The sequence below is a fragment of the Alteromonas gracilis genome (assembly GCF_036870955.2).
In the GTDB taxonomy this organism is placed as follows: domain Bacteria; phylum Pseudomonadota; class Gammaproteobacteria; order Enterobacterales; family Alteromonadaceae; genus Alteromonas; species Alteromonas gracilis_A.
Window position 1 is genome coordinate 1,017,370 of record NZ_CP145482.2, and the last position, 22,770, is coordinate 1,040,139.

At 45.5% G+C, this 22,770-nt stretch carries 12 protein-coding genes and 6 pseudogenes; 15 read left to right on the forward strand and 3 right to left on the reverse strand.

All coding sequences use genetic code 11. The annotated features are described in order from the left end of the window. Window positions 1-44: 44 nt before the first annotated feature. The 13 genes and pseudogenes from uppS to tilS all read left to right on the forward strand — a co-directional run bounded on the left by uppS (window position 45) and on the right by tilS (window position 16,319). Window positions 45-771 (forward strand): annotated as a pseudogene (gene uppS, locus V6N89_RS04925) (polyprenyl diphosphate synthase). Window positions 772-825: 54 nt separating this feature from the next. After that, window positions 826-1,691, forward strand: a pseudogene (locus V6N89_RS04930) (phosphatidate cytidylyltransferase). Beyond that, window positions 1,691-2,881: pseudogene (gene ispC / locus V6N89_RS04935) on the forward strand (1-deoxy-D-xylulose-5-phosphate reductoisomerase). Before V6N89_RS04930 ends, ispC begins: the two co-directional pseudogenes overlap by 1 nt. Next, the gene (gene rseP, locus V6N89_RS04940; RefSeq protein ID WP_338516590.1) at window positions 2,875-4,227 is read left to right on the forward strand and encodes a sigma E protease regulator RseP; all 1,353 of its coding nucleotides are present in this window, start codon (window positions 2,875-2,877) and stop codon (window positions 4,225-4,227) included. The pseudogene ispC and the gene rseP overlap by 7 nt, the downstream one beginning before the upstream one ends. Before the next feature lie 59 nt (window positions 4,228-4,286). Next, window positions 4,287-6,770: an outer membrane protein assembly factor BamA gene (gene bamA / locus V6N89_RS04945; protein ID WP_338516591.1), complete on the forward strand. Its 2,484-nt coding sequence runs from the start codon at window positions 4,287-4,289 to the stop codon at window positions 6,768-6,770. Window positions 6,771-6,829: 59 nt separating this feature from the next. Then, entirely contained in the window at window positions 6,830-7,345 is a 516-nt protein-coding gene (locus tag V6N89_RS04950) for an OmpH family outer membrane protein (RefSeq protein ID WP_338516592.1), read from the forward strand. 258 nt (window positions 7,346-7,603) lie between these two features. Further along, window positions 7,604-8,053, forward strand: coding sequence for a 3-hydroxyacyl-ACP dehydratase FabZ (gene fabZ / locus V6N89_RS04955; RefSeq protein ID WP_338516593.1), 450 nt, complete (start codon window positions 7,604-7,606; stop codon window positions 8,051-8,053). A gap of 1 nt (window position 8,054) precedes the next feature. Continuing rightward, on the forward strand, window positions 8,055-8,825 hold the full coding sequence (lpxA, locus tag V6N89_RS04960) for an acyl-ACP--UDP-N-acetylglucosamine O-acyltransferase (RefSeq protein WP_338516594.1): 771 nt from the start codon (window positions 8,055-8,057) through the stop codon (window positions 8,823-8,825). A gap of 2 nt (window positions 8,826-8,827) precedes the next feature. Then, window positions 8,828-9,977, forward strand: a pseudogene (lpxB, locus tag V6N89_RS04965) (lipid-A-disaccharide synthase). Continuing rightward, complete coding sequence (gene rnhB, locus V6N89_RS04970; protein WP_338516595.1) at window positions 9,970-10,542, forward strand: ribonuclease HII; 573 nt, start codon at window positions 9,970-9,972, stop codon at window positions 10,540-10,542. Before lpxB ends, rnhB begins: the two are co-directional and overlap by 8 nt. A 4-nt stretch (window positions 10,543-10,546) precedes the next feature. Next, a pseudogene (dnaE, locus tag V6N89_RS04975) lies at window positions 10,547-14,015 on the forward strand (DNA polymerase III subunit alpha). Window positions 14,016-14,083: 68 nt separating this feature from the next. Then, window positions 14,084-15,040, forward strand: coding sequence for an acetyl-CoA carboxylase carboxyl transferase subunit alpha (accA, locus tag V6N89_RS04980; protein WP_338516596.1), 957 nt, complete (start codon window positions 14,084-14,086; stop codon window positions 15,038-15,040). A gap of 40 nt (window positions 15,041-15,080) precedes the next feature. Further along, window positions 15,081-16,319 (forward strand): tRNA lysidine(34) synthetase TilS, encoded by a 1,239-nt coding sequence (gene tilS / locus V6N89_RS04985; protein WP_346993490.1) that lies wholly within the window; start codon window positions 15,081-15,083, stop codon window positions 16,317-16,319. A gap of 152 nt (window positions 16,320-16,471) precedes the next feature. Here tilS and V6N89_RS04990 read toward each other — a convergent pair whose 3' ends face one another. Continuing rightward, the gene (locus V6N89_RS04990) at window positions 16,472-17,371 is read right to left on the reverse strand and encodes a GGDEF domain-containing protein (RefSeq protein ID WP_346993491.1); all 900 of its coding nucleotides are present in this window, start codon (window positions 17,369-17,371) and stop codon (window positions 16,472-16,474) included. 299 nt (window positions 17,372-17,670) lie between these two features. On the opposite strand from V6N89_RS04990, the pseudogene V6N89_RS04995 reads away from it, so the two are divergent. After that, window positions 17,671-19,640 (forward strand): annotated as a pseudogene (locus V6N89_RS04995) (cation:proton antiporter). A gap of 102 nt (window positions 19,641-19,742) precedes the next feature. Here V6N89_RS04995 and V6N89_RS05000 read toward each other — a convergent pair. Next, the gene (locus V6N89_RS05000; RefSeq protein WP_338520223.1) at window positions 19,743-19,970 is read right to left on the reverse strand and encodes a hypothetical protein; all 228 of its coding nucleotides are present in this window, start codon (window positions 19,968-19,970) and stop codon (window positions 19,743-19,745) included. Between the two features lie 322 nt (window positions 19,971-20,292). Here V6N89_RS05000 and tadA point away from each other — a divergent pair, with 322 nt between their 5' ends. Next, on the forward strand, window positions 20,293-20,871 hold the full coding sequence (gene tadA / locus V6N89_RS05005) for a tRNA adenosine(34) deaminase TadA (RefSeq protein ID WP_338516599.1): 579 nt from the start codon (window positions 20,293-20,295) through the stop codon (window positions 20,869-20,871). A gap of 420 nt (window positions 20,872-21,291) precedes the next feature. Here tadA and mltF read toward each other — a convergent pair whose 3' ends face one another. Beyond that, window positions 21,292-22,674, reverse strand: a complete 1,383-nt coding sequence (mltF, locus tag V6N89_RS05010) for a membrane-bound lytic murein transglycosylase MltF (protein ID WP_431189768.1) — start codon at window positions 22,672-22,674, stop codon at window positions 21,292-21,294. Window positions 22,675-22,770 lie beyond the last annotated feature (96 nt).

Consider the following 22,770-nt stretch of genomic DNA (forward strand, 5'->3'; position numbering starts at 1 on the left):
TAAGCGCAGCTAAATCGACCGAACAAGAGGTGCTTAGGTAGCAAATGCTTAGCCCAAAACATGTTGCTATCATCATGGATGGCAACGGTCGTTGGGCGCAGAAGAAAGGGAAAATTCGTACTTTCGGTCACAAGGCCGGGGTAGAATCAGTACGCGCCGTAGTGCGCTTTGCGCGGCAAAATGCCATTGAATCACTTACTCTATTTGCATTCTCTAGTGAAAACTGGAAGCGCCCGGAGGAAGAAGTTAGCGTATTAATGGACCTGTTCAACCTTGTATTGAACAGTGAAGCTAAACGGCTACACAAAAACGGGGTGCGTCTAAAAGTCATCGGTGATGTTAGCGCGTTTGATGCAAAGCTGGTTGAGAAAATTCGCAAAGCCGAAGAAATGACCCAGGATAACCAAGATTTGGTGCTTAATATCGCCGCGAATTACGGCGGTCGCTGGGACATAGTAAACGCCGCCAAACAACTTGCTGAACAGGTTAAAGCTTAGCGCAATCGATGTCGACAGCATCGACGAAGATAGCTTCAATTCTCATATATCTACTGCAAACCTTCCTGAACTCGATTTGCTCATCCGTACAGGTGGTGAACATCGCATCAGCAACTTCTTATTGTGGCAATGTGCGTACGCCGAATTGTATTTTACCGATGTGCTATGGCCTGACTTCAACGAAGATGTTTTTCAACTTGCTGTAGATGATTTCAACGTTCGCCAACGTCGTTTCGGGCTCACCGGTGAACAAGTTGTCACAGCCGATGGCTAAGACCATGCAGGCAATTACCAGGTTCGCTCTGGTAACAATAGCCAAGGGCAAACTATGCTAAAACAACGAATAATAACTGCATTAATTCTTGCGCCACTGGCGCTTTATGCCATTCTTTTTCTCCCTATTTTTTGGTTTGAAATTGCTATTGTTTAGGTGTCGTAGGTATTGGCGCTTACGAATGGGCCAATATGTCAGGGGTGTGCGAGCGACCTAAAAAGTTGCTTTATCTGATAGGGGCTTTTGGCATTTGTATATTGCTGTCGTTAATTGTAGATGCCGATAATATTTGGCACCAAGGGCAGCTACATGGACTTTACAAGGGCATTCTCACAGTATCTGTGTTTTGGTGGATAGCGTCACTGTTCATGGTCCTCGCATATCCAAAGCACACCGGCTTTTGGCGTGAAAGTAAAGGCGTCAGGACGATATTCGGTGCACTCACTCTTATTCCAACCTGGGTGGCGGTGATTGCGCTCAAGACAAGCTTATACGATGTCGACCATCACTATGGCACCTCGCTAATATTCTATGTGCTCGGTATTGTGTGGGCAGCAGACATCGGAGCGTTTTTTGTAGGGGTGAAGTTTGGTCGCCATAAGCTTCGCCCAAATGTGTCTCCCGGCAAGAGTTTAGAAGGTCTACTCGGTGGCGTAGCGGCCTCCTTCGCTATTATTGCTTTCGCCGCGCTGCATTACCAAGTTGAGCCATCACGCATTTGGCTTCACTTTGTTGTTGGCTGTATAACGGTAGCGGTTTCTGCCCTTGGCGACTTGAACGAAAGTATGCTCAAGCGCTGTGCGGGCATAAAAGATAGCGGAAAAATTCTTCCAGGCCATGGCGGCGTGCTTGATAGAATTGATAGCTTAACGGCAGCGTTTCCCGTATTCGCGTTTTGCTATGTTACATGGATGGCGTAATGCAAACGGTTACAGTATTAGGGGCTACCTAGCTCTATCGGTTGCAATACACTCGATGTTATAAACCGCCACCCCGATAAATATCGGGTTTTCGCGATAACCAGTAATTCACAACTTTCATTGCTTATGGAGCAAGCGGTCAAGTGTGCGCCGCGTTATGTGGTTGTTGCAGATGAATCGTTGTATGCACAGGCCTGTGAGATGGCGAAGGCATATCGCGTCGACGCTGAAGTGCTATGTGGTTCTGAGGCGCTGGAGAATGTTTCTAGTGCGCCCGAGGTTGATGCGGTAATGGCGGCTATAGTTGGTGCCGCAGGACTACTCCCCACGCTCGCAGCTGTGAAAGCAGGCAAACGGGTAATGCTTGCCAACAAAGAAGCGCTGGTAATGTCTGGTGCGCTTTTTATTGAAGCCGCTAACCAAAGTGGTGCCACCATCTTACCTATTGACTCTGAGCATAATGCAATCTTTCAGTGTCTCCCTCACGATTATCAATATGGCAATTTCCGCAATTCTGGTATTCGAAAAATACTGCTTACGGGCTCTGGTGGGCCGTTCAGAGCTCGTGATTTAAATACTTTCTCGTCAATTACTATTGATGAAGCCAGCACACACCCTAATTGGTCAATGGGGAGAAAGATAACAATCGATTCTGCCACCATGATGAATAAAGGCTTGGAATTTATAGAAGCATGCTGGCTATTTGGTGCAGGCGCTGATGACATCGATGTTGTCATCCATCCCCAAAGCATTATTCATTCTATGGTGCAATACATTGACGGTTCAGTGATTGCGCAAATGGGAAACCCTGATATGCGCACGCCTATAGCGTATGGCCTTGCCTACCCCGAGCGTATTGATGCTTAAGCGTATCCCCTCTAGATTTTGCAGGTTTAGGTGATTTTAGTTTTCAAACCCCGTGCTTTGAACGCTATCCGAACTTGAAGTTAGCAATAGACGCTTGCAGAGAAGGGCAATGCGCAACGACGCGACTGAACGCCGCAAACGAAGTTGCGGTAGAGCATTTCCTTGAAGGACGTATTGAGTTTTGTGATATTGCTCGTGTCAATGAGGCGACTTTGAACGCATTACCTGGCGTGCAAGTTTCATCTATTCAACAGATTCTCGAGCAAGATACACTCGCCAGAGGGAAAGCAAACGACATTATTAGAGGTAAGTTCCAGTGCTAGCATTTTTTTGGAGTCTTGGTGCTTTCGTTGTCGCCTTGGGTATTTTAGTTGCGGTGCATGAGTGGGGACACTTTTACGTTGCCCGCAAGTGTGGTGTTCAAGTAGAGCGCTTTTCGATTGGCTTTGGAAAGCCAATTTGGCGCAAGATGGGAAAATCAGGCACTGAGTATGTTATCGCTGCGATTCCACTTGGTGGTTATGTTCGTATGCTTGATGAACGTATTGATGATGTTCCTGAGCAGCTCGCAGATAGCGCCTTTAACAACAAACCAGTATTGCAGCGCATGGCCGTCATTGCCGCAGGTCCTGGCGTGAATTTTATTTTTGCATTTTTTGCACTGTGGCTAATGTATCTAGTGGGGTTAGAAACAGTTAAGCCAGTAGTAAAAGAGGTTGAACCAAATAGTATTGCGGCGGTTGCTGGTGTCGTTAGCGGCGATGAAATTATCAAAATAGGCCAGCGTAATACGCCAGACTGGGAAGCCGTCAATTTTGAGTTGGTTTCAAATATAGGGTCTGAAAATGCCCAAGTGACGGTTAGAAATTCAGCAGGTGTTGAAAAAGAACTGACATTTACACTGAGTTCTTGGAACTTTGACCCAGATAGCGAGTCTCCTTTAAGCAGCTTAGGGTTAACACCTTTTCGACCTGATCCAACGCTTGAGGTCGGATTCGTCGGAGAGGGAAGTGCAGCGCAGCAAGCAGGCATATTGCCTGGCGACAAGTTAATTGCGCTGGACGGCGCTACGCTGTCTTCGTGGAATGGCCTAGTCGATGTCATTGTCGACAACCCTGGCGAGCGAATTGCGCTCGATATAGAAAGGGATGGACAACAACAGACGGTACATGCCACGATAGCGCGCCGCGATACACCACAAGGGCAAAGTGGTTATTTAGGCGTGAGCCCAACGTTTGAGCCTTGGCCAGAAGGGTATGTGTTTACACATCAATATGGCATTATAGAGGCTATTGGGAAGGCGCTAGATAAAACCTGGCGCCTAATGACACTGAGTGTCGAGATGATAGGCAAGCTAGTAACAGGCGACGTGTCTGTAAAAAACTTAAGCGGGCCTATTTCAATTGCTCAAGGTGCGGGAACAAGTGCGGGGTATGGACTTGCGTACTTCTTGAGTTTTCTTGCCCTAATAAGCGTAAATTTAGGCATTATTAATTTATTACCCTTGCCCATGCTTGACGGTGGTCACCTCATGTTTTTTACCATTGAGTGGCTCACTGGCAAACCTGTGCCTGAAGCGGTGCAGGAATGGGGTTACAGAATAGGTGGCGTGCTTCTGTTTACGTTAATGGGTATCGCTATATTTAACGATATTGCTCGCATAGCCTGATAGAAGTCAGGAAGTACAAAACAGCTAATATAAAAACGCGGCCAGGAAAAGAAAAATAGATGAAGTTAAAACAGTTAGTAGCAGCCGGAGCCATCCTTTCCAGTGCTAGCTTTGCCAACGCTGCGGCGCAAGACAGTGAATTCGTTGTTGAAGACATCCGTGTAGAAGGATTACAACGTGTTGCATTAGGTGCAGCACTAACATACTTGCCCGTTCAAGTTGGCGACGAGCTAAATACATTCCGAGTGACACAGTTGATTCGTTCACTCTATTCTTCGACGCACTTTGAGAACGTAGAAATTCTCAGAGATGGCAGCACTCTTGTCGTGCGTGTTTCTGAACGTCCGACCATAAGTAACATCATTTTTGAAGGCAATGACGACATCAAAGATGAGCAGCTTCAAGACAGCTTAGACGGGAATGGGGTCCGAATTGGTGAGCCGCTAGATAAAACCGTTTTGACGTCTATTGAAAATGGTCTGAAAGATTTCTTTTACAGCATTGGTAAATACAACGCTGATGTGACGGCAATCATTACACCACTACCTCGTAATCGCGTAGACCTAAAACTACTGTTTGAAGAAGGCGATGCCGCGGAAATTGCGCAAATTAATATTGTTGGTAATGAGTTGTTCACCGATGAAGAGCTTATGGAAGCTTTTGAGCTTCAATACAATACGCCGTGGTGGGACTTCCTGTCTGAAACGCGTTATCAGCAACAAACTCTCCAAGGCGACATGGAAACACTGCGTAACCACTATCTTGACCGTGGTTATTTGCGCTTTAATGTCGATTCAACTCAGGTCTCAATGACACCAGAAAAGTCTGGTATCTATATTGCTATGAACGTTAGTGAGGGCGAACAGTACACTATATCTGAAGTTGAGATAGTTGGTGATGTATTAGGTCATGAAGAGTACATTGAGGCGGTTTTACCGTTGACACCAGGTGAGTTGTATAACCAAGCTGAAGTGACATATACCGAAGAGTTCATTAGTAAGTATCTGGGGCGCTTCGGATACGCTTACCCGACGGTTACCACGGTCCCAGATATTAACGATGAAGACAAAACGGTTAAATTAACCCTATCGGTTGACCCAGGTAAACGTATATACGTTAACCGCATCAAGTTTAATGGTAATGTTGTTACTGCAGACAGCGTACTGCGCCAAAACCTGACTCAGATGGAAGGTACTTGGTTGTCAAACAACTTGCTTGAATCGTCAAAAGCACAGCTGTCGCGATTGACTTACATGGAAGAGGTTGAGTTTGAGACAGTCCGTATTCCGGGTTCTGAAGATAAAGTTGATGTTAATTTCAATGTTAAAGAACAACCTTCTGGATCGTTTAATGCGGGTATCGGTTACGGCGATAGAACACGTTTAAGTCTTCAAGCGGGTATCCAACAAGATAACTTCCTTGGGACGGGTAAACGCATCGGTCTAAACTTGAATACAACGGCCTTCCAACAGTCAATTCAGGCGACCTATAACGACCCATTCTTTACTATCGATGGTATCAGCTTGGGTGGCTCAATCGGTTATAGTGAGTTTGATGGTTCTGACTTCAACGTTATTCAGTACAACTCAAAACGTTATTCAGTTGGTGCTAACATTGGTTACCCTATCAACGAATTTAACCGTATAAACTTTGGTATTACTTACGCAGACGTTGAGCTATTTAACCGTGGTTTCTTCGAACAGACCGAGCGTTTCTACGGCCAGTTTACTAACGGTGATGATCCTGATGCTGCAATTAAATATGACAGTTTCTTGGCGAGCGTGAGCTGGAGTCGCTCGACATTGAACCGAGGCCTTTTCCCTACGGCAGGCTCGTCGCAACGTGCTTCGTTTAGCATTACTACGCCAAATTCAGATGTAAACTATTTTAAAACCGTATTTGATGGTAAGTGGTACTTCCCGTTATCGCGTGATCAGCGCTGGTCATTCTTGGCCCGTATGCGTTTAGGTTACGGTAATGGATATGGTGAAATTAACGGTAATGAACAAATTCTGCCGTTTACAGAAAACTTCACGGCAGGTGGTGCAGACTCGTTACGCGGGTTTGAAAACAACACTGTAGGCCCTCGAGGTGTGTCGTTATCGAATCCTGGTACCATTGTTGGCCCAGACGGTGAAATATTCCCCGGCAGCCCAGAAAATGCAGTTATATCTTGGTCTCAACGAAGCTTAGGTGGTAACGCCATGGCGTTAGGTGGTATTGAGCTAATTGTACCTACGCCATTCGTTGAAGCTGATATGGACAATTCTGTACGTACCAGTGTATTTGTGGATGTAGGTAACGTATGGGATACTGAGTTTGATTTTGACAGGTATAGTCAGCTTGAGGTCAGTCCGACGCAACGTTTTGGGCAAGAGCTATTGGACTATTCTGATTGGAGTCTGTATCGTAGCTCCGCAGGTATATCAGTTCAGTGGATTTCACCAATGGGGCCAATGGTATTCAGCTTCTCGAAGATAATCCAAGAGCGTGAGGGTGATGATGCAAGATTCTTCACTTTCAATATCGGTCAAACTTTCTAAATATTAAGATAGGTACGATATCAAGGTACCTGATAAAAAGATGAAAAAAGGAGTTCCCTTTGAAACAGTTGGTTAAACATTTCGTTGCTGGTGCAATGTTGGGTAGCGCTTTAGTTAGCACGTCTGTAATGGCAGAGCAAAAAGTGGCAGTTGTTGATGTTCAAGGTGTTTTTCAAGCAATGCCTCAAGCTGCAGAGATTCAAAATGCAATTCAAGCAGAGTTCAAGGATCAGCTTGAAGAAGTAAATCAGCTTCAGCGTGACGGTCAATTTTATGCTGAGCGTCTTCAGCGTGATGCGGCAACGATGAGCGATGCTGAGAAAAAAGAATTAGAACAAAAAATCCTAGCTGTGCGTGAGTCACTTGCTGAAAAGGGGCAACCTCTACAGCAAAATATCCAACGTCGTAGTAACGAAGAGCGTAACAAGCTACTTGGCCTTATCAAGCAAGCGATTGATGCAGTTGCAGCAAAAGAAGGTTATGACGTTGTGCTAAATTCAGGTGCAGTAGCATTTGCAAAAGAAGAACACGATCTTTCTGAGCAAGTACTTGAGCAAGTCAGCAAAGTAAACTAATCAAGGCACTCTGCCAAGGTTGGCAGTGCTAATGTAAGAATAAGGTGTGTTTGGGTTTAAACACTTAACGCTTCTATTTCATACTAATATTGTCAGACCAATGCCCAAAAGGTGTTGGTCTGATTTGTTTTTTACGCTTAACAGCGTATGGTTGCCGCCGTTTTAGTTTTTTTACGGCGAGCTTGACCAGATATACCCGCGGCTTTGCACTCAGGGTAAAAACAACCATAGGTCATGCTTGTATACAGGAGAAAGTTTTTGACCAATTCACTCAATACCATCGAAATTCAGGAAATTCTGGAGTTACTTCCTCATAGATATCCGTTCCTATTGGTTGACCGTGTTACAGACTATGTGCTGGGTGAGTCGATCAAGGCATATAAGAATGTTACCATTAATGAACCGTGTTTTACGGGTCACTTTCCTGACCAGCCAATTTTCCCTGGCGTGCTTATTCTAGAAGCGATGGCACAAGCGGCTGGGGTTCTTGGCTTTAAAACCATGGGAAATAATGACAAGCTATACTTGTACGCAGGGATAGACAACGCGCGCTTTAAGCGCCCCGTTGTGCCAGGTGACCGTCTAGAATTTGATGTTGCCTTGGTGAAAGAGCGCAGAGGGATTTGGAAGTTTAAAGGTACTGCTAGCGTCGATGGCGACATAGCGTGCAGTGCAGAATTTATGTGTGCGATGAGAGAGATAGGTTAACGTGATCCATCCTACTGCGGTAATTTCAGATAGTGCAAGCATTGGTGAAAATGTCACCATAGGCCCATTTTGTGTGGTCGATGATAACGTCACAATTGGCGACGGCTGCATTCTGAAATCACATGTGGTGGTACGCGGCCCAACGCGTATCGGTAAAAACAACAAGTTTTATCAGTTTTCTTCTATTGGTGAAGACTGCCAAGATAAAAAGTATGCGGGTGAGCCTACGGAGCTTGTTATCGGTGATGATAATGAGTTTCGAGAAGGAGTTACTGTTCATCGCGGTACTATTCAAGATAACGGCATTACCATCATTGGCTCTCGCGGCCTGTTTATGGCCAATGCGCATATTGCCCATGATTGCGTGCTAGGTGACGATATTATTATTGCTAATAATGTGGCTGTTGCAGGGCACGTTCACATGGATGATTTTGTTATTGTTGGTGGTGCAGTAGGTATTCACCAGTTCTGCAAAATAGGTGCGCATGCATTTTTAGGCGCGGGCGGTATTGTGCTGCGTGATGTCCCTCCTTTTGTAATGGTAAGCGGCCAAAAGAATATTCCTCAGGGAATAAATTCTGAAGGCCTAAAGCGACGTGGCTTTGACAAAGACGAAGTCATGGCCATCAAACGGGCTTATAAGACTATTTATCGTGAAGGAAACACGGTTGAAGAAGCCGTTAGCAAGCTTGCAGAACCTGCAGCTTCATTTCCTGGCGTAGCCAGAATGGTTGAGTTTCTTAATAATGCGAAGCGAGGTATCGTTCGCTAGTTATGACAAAGCCATTACGAATCGGCATGGTTGCCGGAGAGCCCTCTGGTGACGTACTTGCCGCTGGAATGGTGGCGGAATTAAAGCGCCAATACCCAGATGCTATTGTCGAGGGTATTGGCGGTCCTAATATGATGCGAAATGGTTTTCACAGTCTTTTTGATATGGAAACCTTATCAGTTATGGGCCTGGTTGAAGTACTTTCTCATCTTCCCAGCATCCTAAAAGTCAAAAAACAACTGCTAGCCCATTTTGAGCAAAACCCACCCGATATATTCGTTGGCATTGACGCGCCTGATTTCAATTTACGCGTAGAAAAAGCACTTAAGGCTCGTGGTATAAAAACCATACATTACGTTAGCCCAACAGTGTGGGCATGGCGAGAAAAACGCATTCATAAAATAGCAAAAGCGTGTAACCGCGTGCTTGGGTTGTTTCCGTTTGAGCAACAAGTGTATGACAAGTACCAAGTACCTTACACGTTTGTGGGGCACACTATGGCCGATGCTATTGCCATAGAGCCTGATCAAAAAGCAGCAAGGCTGTCTCTTGAGCTTGACAGCAATAAGCTAGGTGCTTGCCGTATTACCTGGGTCAAGACGCGGTGAGGTTGAGACGCTACTGCCGGTATTTCTTGAAACTATCGAGAGAATCCATTCAATGCGCAGCGACATTACGTTTTTGATCCCTGCGGCTAATGAACATCGCTTTGCTCAAATTAATGACATCCTTTCTAATAGCGATAATGCACAAGCGCGCCTACCGATTAAGGTTGCACAAGGCACTGCAAGAGAAGCGATGATCGCCAGCGATGTGATCTTACTTGCCTCAGGTACGGCGACACTAGAAGCTATGTTGTGTAAGCGGCCCATGGTGGCGGCGTACAAATTGGCACCGCTGACTTACCGCATTATGCAGCGGATTTATAGAGCCCCGTTTTTCACCTTACCCAATTTACTTGCAAATGAAGCAATCATTCCTGAATTACTTCAAGACGAAGTTAATGCAGAGAATATGAGCAAACAGTTGCTCAATTTCTTCGAAAGTGACAATTCTGTTCTTATTTCCCGTTTCACCGACCTCCACCATACGCTAAAATGCAATGCTGATAAAACAGCAGCAAAAGCTGTCGTGGAGGAATTGTTTGCATAAGTTAATCGCCGGAGTAGACGAAGTAGGACGGGGACCACTGGTAGGTGATGTGGTCACCGCAGCGGTTATTTTAGACCCTAATAATCCTATCGAAGGGCTCACTGATTCTAAAAAGTTGAGCGAGAAAAAGCGTGTAGCACTTTCCCAAGAAATACGTGAAAAAGCGCTTTATTGGAGTATCGGACGCGCCAGCCCTGAGGAAATCGACAAACTCAATATTTTACACGCCACCATGCTGGCTATGACCCGCGCGGTTGATGGGCTTGCCGTGAAGCCTGATTTTGTACGTGTAGATGGTAACCGTGTTCCAGCATGGCATTACGAGGCTGAAGCTGTTGTGAAGGGCGATAGTCTTCATGCCGAGATATCAGCAGCGTCAATTATTGCCAAAGTAGAGCGCGACAATGATATGCTGACGTTACACGAAGCTTATCCGCAATATAATTTTGCCGGGCATAAAGGCTATCCTACAAAAGCACATTTTGAGGCCATTGCTGAATTTGGCGTTTTAGATTGCTATCGCAAAAGTTTCAAACCAGTAAAAGCGTTACTTGAAGAGAAATAACATCATGTCATCGCCATTTATTCATTTACGCGTCCACAGTGACTTTTCGATGATGGATGGGCTTAACAAAGTAAAGCCTATCTTAGGGAAGGTCGCTGCATTGGATATGCCTGCCGTTGCTATTACTGACCAAATGAATATGTGTGGCTTGGTAAAGTTTTATTCTGAGGCACACAACTTAGGCATTAAACCCATTATCGGCACCGATTTTTGGGTGACAAATGAAGTATTTGGTGATGAACCATTCAGGCTGACGTTGCTCGCAATGAACAACGAAGGCTACAAGAACATAACTATCCTTATTTCTAAGGCTTACCTTCGCGGGCATTTATCTCACCGGGCTGTTATTGACCAAGCCTGGCTTGCTGAGCACAGCGAGGGCGTTATTGTGTTATCAGGTGCGCAGCACGGGGATATTGGCGTTGGGCTTGTAAAAAATAACGCCAAAATATTAGATAGCGCACTATCATTCTATCAAACCCATTTTCCCGACCGCTTCTATTTAGAGCTTATACGAACAGGTCGACAGGGTGAAGAAGACTATTTACACCTCGCGGTAGAGCTTGCTGAAAAGCAAGGATTGCCTGTGGTAGCTACTAATGAAGTGTGTTTTATCGAGCAAGAAGGCTTCGAAGCTCACGAAATCCGCGTGTGTATTCACGATGGATACACGCTTGACGACAATCGCCGTCCAAAGCGCTATAGCGACCAGCAATATCTACGTACTGCCGATGAAATGATTGAGCTGTTTAGCGACATTCCAGAAGCAATTGAAAATACGGTGGAAATTGCAAAACGTTGTAATGTTACCGTGCGACTAAACGAGTACTTTCTTCCGCAATTTCCAACCTAGCGGGATGACCACAGAAGACTTCTTGGTTAAGGTATCGGAAGAAGGCCTGGAAGAGCGCCTTGAATTCTTATTCCCCGATGAAAATGAGCGCAAAGAGAAACGACCTGAATACGATGACCGCTTACGAATCGAGCTAGAAGTAATCAACCAAATGGGATTCCCGGGTTACTTCCTTATCGTTATGGAGTTTATCCAGTGGAGTAAGGACAACGGTATTCCTGTTGGCCCTGGTCGAGGCTCCGGTGCCTGGTTCACTCGTTGCTTACGCGCTTAAAATTACTGACCTTGACCCACTTGAATTCGACTTACTTTTCGAACGTTTCTTGAACCCCGAACGTGTATCTATGCCCGATTTCGACGTCGACTTCTGTATGGATAGGCGCGACGAGGTAATCGATCACGTTGCTGAGCTTTATGGCCGTCAGGCGGTATCACAAATCATCACTTTCGGTACCATGGCGGCAAAAGCGGTGGTTCGCGATGTAGGCCGCGTATTAGGCCACCCCTACGGCTTTGTAGACCGTATCTCTAAGCTTATTCCACCTGACCCAGGCATGACACTTGAAAAAGCGTTCAAGGCCGAGCCTCAATTGCCTGAAGTCTACGATAGCGATGAGGAAGTCAAAGACCTCATCGATATGGCACGCATTCTAGAAGGGGTAACGCGAAACGCAGGTAAGCACGCTGGTGGTGTTGTTATTGCGCCGACCACTATTACTGATTTCTCGCCTTTGTATTGTGATGACGAAGGTAAAAACCCGGTTACCCAGTTCGATAAGAATGACGTTGAAACTGCTTAGCCTCGTAAAATTTGACTTCTTAGGCCTTCGTACACTGACTATCATTCAGTGGGCGATTGATATGATTAAGGAAGGCAAAAACGTTGAAGTAGATATCAGCGCGATTCCACTTGAAGATCCTAAGAGTTTTAGAACGCTTCAAAACGCCGAGACTACCGCGGTATTCCAGTTGGAATCTCGAGGTATGAAAGAGCTGATTAAGCGCCTTAAACCTGACTGCTTTGAAGATATTATCGCACTGGTTGCGCTATTTCGCCCCGGCCCGTTGCAATCGGGCATGGTAGATAACTTTATTGACCGTAAGCACGGGCGTGAAGAGATTTCCTACCCCGATGCTGAATATCAGCACGAGTGCTTGCAAGAAATTCTAGAGCCTACTTATGGCATTATCTTGTATCAGGAACAGGTAATGCAGATCGCTCAGGAGATGGCAGGCTACTCACTGGGTGGCGCTGACTTGCTGCGTCGTGCAATGGGTAAGAAAAAGCCAGAAGAAATGGCTAAGCAACGCGGTACGTTCGCCGACGGTGCCAAAGGCAATAATATCGACCCAGACCTGGCGATGAAAATCTTCGACCTGGTAGAAAAGTTTGCGGGTTACGGTTTTAACAAGTCACACTCGGCAGCTTATGCACTGGTTTCCTATCAAACACTGTGGTTAAAAGTACACTATCCCGCGGAGTTCATGGCGGCGGTAATGTCTGCCGATATGGATAACACAGACAAGATTGTAACCCTTGTTGATGAATGTGAACGCATGGGGATAGAAATCCTTCCGCCCGACTTAAACGTGGGTAAATACAAATTTACCGTTGATGGCGAAGGACGCATTGTCTATGGAATAGGCGCGATAAAAGGGGTAGGTGAAGGCCCGATAGAGGCTATTATTGAAGCTCGCGAAACCCAAGGCGCGTTTAAAGACCTCTTTGATTTTTGTGCCAAAATCGATATTAAGCGTGTTAATAAACGCGTTCTTGAAAAATTGGTTTTGGCTAGGTGCGATGGACAACTTAGGTCCACATCGTGCAACGCTAATGGCTAGTTTACCTGAGGCACTAGCTGCAGCGGGTCAGCACGCAAAAGCAGAGTCATTTGGCCAGTCTGATATGTTTGGCTTGCTCACCACGGAGCCAGAAGACGTTAAGCAAGCGTTTGCCGACGTGCCAGAGTGGCCGGAAAAAGTCTGGCTTGAAGGCGAAAAGGACACGCTTGGCCTCTACTTAACGGGTCACCCAATTAATCAGTATGCCGATGAGTTGCGCCACTATACTGACGGACGTCTTGTTGACCTAAAACCGACAGCCAAAGACCAGATGGCCAACGCGGTTGGCCTGGTATTAGGTGTGCGCGTTATGACAAACAAACGCGGTCGCCGTTGGGCGATTGTTACGCTTGACGATAAAAGCGCCAGAATTGACGTGCGATTTTTCCCTGATATGTACGAACAGTTTGAAAGTGTCCTAGAAAATGACAGAATTTTGCTCATAAAAGGACAGGTCAGCTTTGATGATTTCTCTGGGGGCAATACAATCACCGCCCGTGATGTAATGGACATTGTTCAGGCACGAGAAAAGAACGCGAGAGCGCTGGCACTTAATGTAGATACCCAGTTGCTTGAATCGAAGAAATTAAGTCAGATGCAATCTATCTTGCAGGCATTTAACGGTGGAAGTTGTCCCGTTCAATTGGCCGTGACACATCCCGATGCAGAGGTTACTCTAGCATGCGGTGCTAAATGGTATGTCACACCAGAGGACCAACTTTTACATGACCTCAAACAGTGTTTGGGAGAAAAAGCCGTTTCAATACTCTACCATTAAGGGCAAGAGTTCGATAGATTGGACATCTCGCGTTTGCATAGACGAGCGTAGTACGAATAGGACATGAAATGAGTATACAGTTTTTGGACTTTGAGCAGCCAATAGCCGAACTAGAAGCAAAAATTGAAGAGCTTAGGTTGGTAAATCAAGGTGGCGAATTTGATGTAGGTATTGAAGAAGAGATTAATAAACTTCGCGGAAAGAGTGCGGAGCTAACAAAAAAAATCTTCTCTGACTTAGGCGCGTGGCAAGTGTCTCAACTTGCGCGTCACCCTATGCGTCCCTACACCCTAGATTATATTCCTCGTATTTTCACTGAATTTGATGAGCTTGCTGGCGATCGTGCTTTTGCCGACGATAAAGCCATTGTTGGCGGCCCTGCAATGCTAGATGACCAGCCTGTTATGGTTATCGGTCATCAAAAAGGGCGAGATACCCACGAGAAAATAAAGCGTAATTTCGGTATGCCGAAACCAGAGGGATACCGCAAAGCGCTTCGCCTTATGAAGATGGCTGAGCGCTTCAATCTTCCTATTATTACCTTTATTGATACGCCAGGAGCATATCCAGGTGTAGGCGCGGAAGAGCGTGGCCAAAGTGAAGCCATAGCGAAGAATTTGTTCGAAATGGCTGAATTGACCGTTCCCATTGTGTGTACTGTTATCGGCGAAGGTGGTTCGGGCGGTGCATTGGCAATCGGTGTTGGCGATCGCGTGAACATGCTGCAGTACTCAACTTACTCGGTTATTTCACCCGAAGGCTGTGCGTCAATTTTGTGGAAAAGCGCCGAAAAAGCGCCTCTGGCGGCAGAAGCAATGGGCGTAAGTGCACCTCAAATTAAAGAGCTTGGGTTAATTAATAGCATTGTTGATGAACCTCTAGGTGGCGCTCATCGCGATCACAATGGCATGGCTGCTAACCTTAAGGCTGTTATCAAACAGCAGCTAAATCAGTTAAAAGAGCTAGATAAAACAAAATTGATGGAAGAGCGTTACGCACGCTTGATGTCGTTTGGTTATTGCTAAGCCCTTAAACACAATTATTTATACAAGGCATCTTTGGTAAGTGACAGGTCAATTACACCCGTTGATCGAACATATCGGTCAACGCATTACATGCTCACTTCATGATGCCGACCTTTCTTTAACGACACCGCTTGTTGTTGCTTACAGCGGCGGTGTTGACTCATCTGTGCTTCTTCAAGCAATTGTCGACCTTCGGGAAGTGCACGATTTTCCAATTCACGCAGTGCATGTGCATCACGGATTAAGCGACAACGCTGATAACTGGGCTCGTCATTGTGAGCTACAGTGTCGCTTAAACGATGTTACTTTTCATCTTCATCACGTGAATGTCGACTTGGGCGCGAGAAAAAGCCTCGAAGCTGAAGCACGAAAAGCCAGATATCAGGTTTTGCTTGGCGTGTGTCGGGAAGTTGGGGGCGCGTTGCTTCTTGGGCAGCATGCAGAGGACCAACTTGAAACTGTATTGCTTCAGCTAAAGCGCGGTGCTGGTCCTCAAGGGCTGTCAGGGATGGGAGAAGCCCAACATCGGGAAGGTGTGCTTGTGTTGCGTCCCATGTTGGCCGCAGAGAAAAGTGAAATTATACAGTTTGCTCGCCAATACCCCATTCAATGGGTAGAAGATGAGTCGAATTCACTGAATAGCTTTGACAGAAACTTTTTACGCAACGAAATAATTCCCCAATTGACTGCCAGATGGCCTAAGTTAACCAAAACTGTAAGGCGAAGCGCTCAGCTATGTGCCGAGCAAACTGAGCAAGTTAATGAGACCGCACGCTCGTATCTGCGGGAGATTGAACGAAACAGTGAGCAGTTAAATGGCCAAAAGCTCAACGCCCTAAGCGCTTCTTGGCGCGCCGCTGTCATCAGAGCATGGTTTGTTGCCCACAGGCAACTTGTGCCTTCTAAAGCGCAGCTAGATGAAATACTAGCGATGTTAAATGCTAAACCTGATGCCACACCTGAGGTCGTATTTCAGTGGGGAAAAGTAGCGCGTTTTCAAGGCGACCTGTATTGGGTTAAACCTCCCTTTGCCGATGCAGAGCCCTGTATGCAGCTTAGTGCCAATAGTGTTCATGAACTGCCTTGGCTCGACGGGAGCGTGCATATAGCGCTTAGCAGTGAAAAGGCGCATAGCAATATTGTCTTAAGAACTAACATGCGTTCTTTAAAGGTAAAACCAAGTACATCAGCGGTCTCAAAACCACTAAAAGACTGGTTTAAAATTTGGCAGGTACCGCGTTGGGAGCGAGACGGTGTGCTTAGTTATCTTTGTGGATGACAGTCCAGTGGCGGTTATTGTGAAAGACAGCTGCGTTTATCTGCAACCACAAGAAACCTCTATTAATATCAGCTTCACGTCACATAGAAATTAATCAAAAAGACAATACGGTGGGCTAAAATGCCAAGCGGCAGGCATTTGCCGCCTTTCAACTACGCAGCGTAGTAGCTGTTCTTACCTGAATTTTTCACTCTGTAAAGCGCGCAATCTGCTCTATCGAACAATGCGTCCGCGGTATCGCCTTCACGATAAACGGCGCCACCTAGGCTGCAGGAAACACCTAATTTGTTTAGATAATTCGAGCTGCTGATACTCATTTGAATTCGCTGTGCAGCACATTCAAGCTGCTGCTGGGTTTGGCAATCTAGCACGCAGCAAAACTCATCGCCACCAAAGCGAAACGCTTCGTCTTCATCTCGAAGTACCTGCGTAAGAAATGACGCTACTTGTACTAGTACCTTGTCGCCCTCGCTGTGCCCATGGTTATCGTTGACGTGTTTGAAATTGTCGAGATCAATAATGAGCAAAGCAAACGGATCATTATGACGCTGAGCCCAGGCTAGTTGACGGATCATAGATTGTTCAAAGCCTGCTCTGTTGCCAACGCCCGTCAAACTGTCTTTTGTAGCCGTCTGTTGAAGGCGCAAAAGAGACTGCGCGTGCCTTGCTTGTTTTCCAAATAAATCATGCAGTTGGAATAGTGTCTCACGTTGCGACAACGACAAGGGTGAGCTAATGTAATAATACACGTGGGCCTGCTCGCCACTCAACGCGTGGGCACCTTGTAGCGGTAAGTCGATTAGCGTAGAAGATACTTTGGCATTGCCGTATACCCACCTTGAGTCAAAATCAGATAGGCTAAAACCCACTATCGGCAGCAACATGTTTAGTTGCTGAAAGTATAAAGCGCCAAGCTCTTGTAGCTCTATTGTAGAGAGCAATTGTGATACAAATGTGGATAGTTCACTAATTGTGAGCGATCTGCCCGTACTCTCTGCTGGGTAAAAATTGTCGTGTTGTGTGCTATCGTAGACGGACGATGAAAAATCCATTGTGATACCTCTATGCAAATGTGCTTCGGTATGCAAAAAATAGCGTCAATGCCCTGACGATTCTGTAATAGAAAAAGCAACATTAGTCGGATGCTTGGGCTTTACAGCGGCAAAACTTGCCGGATTTGCATTTATTTACATGAGATTTGCAAGGCGAATGCCAACTCTTTTTTGACAGTAAGCTTTATGCTCAGGTAATTATTTGTCTACATTTATACGACATAACGTACAAGAAAAGTAAGTGTAAGAAAAACAAATAAAATAAGATTTAGTCGCGTGTCTAATGCCATGGAGGTATCGTGGGAACAAGCTTTTTAAATATCGTCATTCTGATGTTTATTTCTGTATGTGCCGTTGCGCTTTTCAAGCGAGTTCATTTGCCCCCCATACTCGCTTATCTTTTCGCCGGTATTTTGGCAGGTCCACAGGTGCTTACCGTTTTCGCTAACCCACAAGAAATGCACCTTTTGGCTGAAGTCGGTATTGTCTTTTTACTTTTTTCATTGGGACTAGAGTTTTCGTTACCCAAATTGCTCGCCATGCGTTCTCTGGTATTTGGTGTTGGTTTAGGGCAAATGTTGCTCACGACAACGGTGTTTACATGTGTACCTTATTTTTTCGGCATAAACTTAAGTGCATCAATAATCATTGGGGGAACCCTGGCGCTAAGCTCAACAGCAATCGTTATTAAACAAGCAACTGAAATGGGGATATTGAATAATCGCCGAACCCAATTGGCTGTCAGTATCTTACTTTTTCAAGACCTTGCAGTGGTGCCATTTCTTATTGCCATTCCACTTCTCGCTCAAACCACACAAGTCAGTATTGCATTAGCGCTTGGCGAAGCCCTGCTTAAAGGGGTGTTTGTTATCGCCTTGTTGATGTCGGTAGGAAAGTGGTTGTTGCCTTGGGTGTTTAGGGAAGTCGCGAGAACCCGCACTGATGAGCTGTTTGTGCTCACTACAATTTTAATTGCGTTATTAGCAGGTGGACTGACTTACTACTTTGGGCTTTCAATGGCATTAGGTGCCTTTCTTGCAGGTATGATGTTAGGGGAAAGTCAGTATAAGTATCAGCTAGAGGCAGATATTCGCCCATTTAGAGACATACTAATGGGCCTATTTTTCGTCACTGTGGGCATGCAGCTTGAACTTACCGTGCTGTGGGACAGTTTGTTTGAGATAGTTTTTGGTGTATTTGCGCTGATGATAGTAAAAGTAGGGCTTGTGCGGGTAGCCTCGCTGCTCGTAAAAACTGATGCCATTGATGGCTGGTCAGCTGGCGTGAAGCTATGTCAAATAGGTGAGTTCAGCTTTGTCATTGCAGCATTGGCAACTACGCACGGTGTGCTTACATCTGAACAATCTTCGCTAATCGTTTGCATGGGGGTCATTAGTATGGCCCTTACGCCATGGCTTATGAATAACAGTGTTGTCATTGCCAAGCGCATTGTTAAAAGTGAGCTTGTTGACGATGAAAATACACTGTCTGCGCTAAGTAATTCGTTGAGCAATCATGTCATTATTTGTGGCTTTGGCAGGGTAGGGCAATCAGTTGCCCGTATGTTGAAGATGGAAGGCATACATTTTGTCGCAATTGATATGGATCCCGTGCGCGTTCATGAAAGCCGAAATGCTTAGGTGAGCCAGTTATTTTCGGCGATGCAAGTCAAAAAGACATCTTAATTAGTGCAAACGTCCAACAAGCGAAGCTGGTGCTAGTGACATTTGACCAGGTAGACAAAGCCAAGCAAGTAATAACGCAAACCCGCACGCTCGCTGAGAGCGTGGACGTCATGGTACGAACAAAACGCGATTATCAATTAGATAGTCTATACAGCGCAGGGGCAAACCAGGTGGTTCCAGAATTGCAGGAAGGCAGCCTAATGCTGGTGTCTCAAGTGTTGCATTATGCTGGCGTCCCTATGTCTCGAATATTGAAGCGCGTGCGCGCTGAGCGGAAAGGGCGCTATGATCACATGCACGGGTTCTATCCAGGAGAAACCACGGAGATCACTTATGGCACCGAGGATAAACTAGAGTTTATCCATGCAGTTGTGTTATCGGAACACGCATCCTGTCTTGGTAAACAAATCAAAGAAATAGATTTTGAAAGAATGCGAGTTACTGTTAAAGGGTTGCGAAGAGGGGGAAACGAGGTTAAAGATCCCGACAAAGACGCTGTATTACAAGCGCACGACGTGCTGGTTATTGCGGGTAAACCGCGGCGTGTTGAACGCGCGGAGAGAAAGCTTCTCGAGGGAAGCTAACAATAACTGTTCTTCATTTATTAGAGAGTCCGACTTAATGCTTCTGCGGATATTGATGAAGAACAGGTTATTGTATGGTCACTTTCAATAAGGATACGCCAATTATGCGACGCGGTCTTTTTCTAAATCTGCAAACTGCTTTTTAAGGTCATAGCGTTCGTCAGTAACAATCTTTTCTAACACAGATACCCGTTCTTTGAGCTCGGCAATCTCTGCTTTGTATGCATCGGTTTCCTTACTGCTTAGCTTCTTTTTACTCTTATCTTTTGCACTATCAATAATACTTACAAGCGCCCAAGCACAAATAGCAACTATAGCAACAGCGGTCATATTCACGGTGATATCCCTCTAAAAATTTATTAAAAGAGTGTAGTCGAAAACGAACCAATTTACTTGATTCGCCTATTTTTCTACTTACTGCTTTGTCCCTTTTGTTACTATAACCGTTCTGGTATTGCTCGCAATAAGATCCTAATTGACCAAATGCCTCAGTGTAACAAGAGTCGAAAAGTCAGTATGGTTATCTTGTATGATTGCAAATACGTTGCCAAGTGACAAAAGTCACTACTTTTTAAGGGCTTATCCTTAACTTGCAAACAAGCAAAAAGGGTGAGTTAACATATTTCACTACCTAAAGTAGTTAATTTGACGAATGAATAACGAAAATAGTCAACGCATTAATAAAGACATAGTCATCAATCCGGCCGACGATAAGGGGGAAACCCCAATAGTGACGGACGAAGACATCGCCTACATGCGACACGCATTGCTGCTTGCTGATAAGGCAGAGTCGATAGGGGAGGTGCCAGTAGGGGCGTGCGTTGTCGTGGGAGGCAAAATAGTGGGAGAGGGGTGGAACTCACCTATTACTGGACACGACCCATCCGCGCATGCCGAGTTAAAGGCTGTACAACAAGCTGCACAATGTATTGAAAACTATCGACTTGTTGATGCAACACTTTATGTCACGCTAGAGCCATGCTCAATGTGTGCGGGTATGCTGGTTCATGCTCGCGTGAAGCGTGTTGTTTTTGGCGCATGGGATGCCAAAACAGGCGCGGCGGGTTCGGTAATGAATTTACTTCAGCATCCTGCGCTAAATCATCAGATTGACATTGTGCCTGGTGTACTTGCCGATGAATGTGCAAACAAACTATCGCGTTTTTTTCAAAAGCGCAGGAAAGAAATTAAGGCGGCCAAAAAAGCCAAAAAGCTTCAGGCTAGCGATTAGCCGGAGTTCGGGTAAGTTGTGTAAAAAGGTCGCTGGTGACAAAAAGTTTACGACGTTGCAGTACTTTTTGATGGCAACGCTTTAGCATCATTCTACGTCTGTTGTTATTTTTCAATTTTGTTCCTTTTCTCATAAATCGGTTTTTTTTCATTTACTCTCCTTGCAATTGCTCGCTTAAGCATTCGACAACAGCGAATGTGCACAGTTCAGCAAGCCAATGCAATGTTTAAGTTTTTACGCGATCGCATTGGCAATTCTTGATACTTCGAACATGTACTACAAAGATCATGATGTGCGACATTACATCAGATAAATGACATCAAAATGACAATAATCAATAGCGCTACTACAAATAAATGTACTTATAGCGATTGCGAAGTGAAGTTCTTGTTGGAGATACTATTGTGTAGAGACTATGCGCTAGTTTGATGCTTGTTCGTCAAGCCAGACAAGGCTGTCGTAGTATCGGCGAATGTTCTCCACATATTGTAAGGCTTCGTCCCCCCTAGCATAGCCATACTTGGTCGTACGGTAGTACTTTTTCTGCCGCAGTTGAGGAAGCCTTCTCTTTACGTCAACCCAAAGGTCGGGATTACCTCCTTGTCGTTCAGTTAACACGCGAGCGTCTTCCAAATGACCCATGCCGATATTATATGCGGCCAATGCCATCCAAGTCCTGTCCGGCTCTCCAATACGCGCAGGAATTCGACTTAATAAACTCGCAAAGTAGCGCGAGCCACCTCGAATACTCTGTTCTGGGTCAGTTCTGTCATCGACATTCCAATCGCTTGCCGTGTCCATAGTGAGCATCATCAAGCCCCTCACGCCTGTGTAAGAAACGGCATCTACTTCCCAATGGCTTTCTTGGTAGCTCATTGCGGCTATGAGCCGCCAGTCTAATTCCCCTGAATATTGTTTGAAAAGTGATTTGTATTGGGGAAGTATTGTTTCTACGGCGAGCTTGAAGGCACGGGAATCAACATAATCAAACTGCCGAATGTGGCCAAAATATTTATCTTCTAATACTTTAAACCACCCCGATTGATGTACTGTGCCGAAATACTCAATGAGTGCAGCTTTCACCGAATCATCTTGGTTGAGCGGCAGTGCCCACGCCATAGGTAAACTTTTTTCGACATTAAAAGCGACAGCGAGGTTAGGGTAACGTCTGCGCTGCAGAGCAAGGCGATTACTATCTGCTACAGTGTAGGTAATGCTACCGCTTGCAACCTGCTGCAGCAATTCTTCGAAGTCTGAATCATCTGTTGTAATGAGTTTGGCATTGCCAAATGCCTGATCTGCATCGGTAAGTGCCATTTCAAGAAGTTGAGCTTGGCTACTTCCGGACACCACTACGATCTCTCCTGTCAAAGATGACATATCTTTAGGCCTAGGCGTTCCCGCTTGGTAAACGAGCACTTGATCAACTTGCTGATAAGCTGGCCCATAATCAAAACGATGGCCGAGTGCGTCGGTCATTGCGCCGCCTGTAGCGACAATGTCTAAGTTACCGTCGGCCAGCTGCTTTAACATAACGTCGTAATTGTAAAAGGGATAGAGGTCGAGCGTTACGCCTAAATAATCAGCAAAACCCGCAAGAAGTTCATATTCAAACCCTTGTGGCCCTTCTGGCCCGTTGTAAAAGGTAGCGCCGCCGTAAACGGTGCCCACACGCAATGATTCACGTTCAAGCAATGTTGATAATGCGGTCTGCACAGTAGGGACACCACAGCCAATGACGACTATTGATAATATGATTACAACTAAATTTTTTAATCGTTTTTTATAGTCGATAAACTGCATAGACCCTGTCTTATTGTAATTAAACCGTCTAAGTTTAAAAAAAACTTCATGTTAGTGCGTTATGAGGTTATCAAGTGATCATATTTACTCTATAAT

What these genes read in the sequence shown, in the direction of transcription:
- V6N89_RS04990 (WP_346993491.1), bottom strand. Translation starts at nt 17,371, where the DNA reads ATGGATTTTTCATCGTCCGTCTACGATAGCACACAACACGACAATTTT.
- accA (WP_338516596.1), top strand. Translation starts at nt 14,084, where the DNA reads ATGAGTATACAGTTTTTGGACTTTGAGCAGCCAATAGCCGAACTAGAA.
- mltF (WP_431189768.1), bottom strand. Translation starts at nt 22,674, where the DNA reads ATGCAGTTTATCGACTATAAAAAACGATTAAAAAATTTAGTTGTAATC.
- bamA (WP_338516591.1), top strand. Translation starts at nt 4,287, where the DNA reads ATGAAGTTAAAACAGTTAGTAGCAGCCGGAGCCATCCTTTCCAGTGCT.
- tadA (WP_338516599.1), top strand. Translation starts at nt 20,293, where the DNA reads ATGAATAACGAAAATAGTCAACGCATTAATAAAGACATAGTCATCAAT.
- V6N89_RS05000 (WP_338520223.1), bottom strand. Translation starts at nt 19,970, where the DNA reads ATGACCGCTGTTGCTATAGTTGCTATTTGTGCTTGGGCGCTTGTAAGT.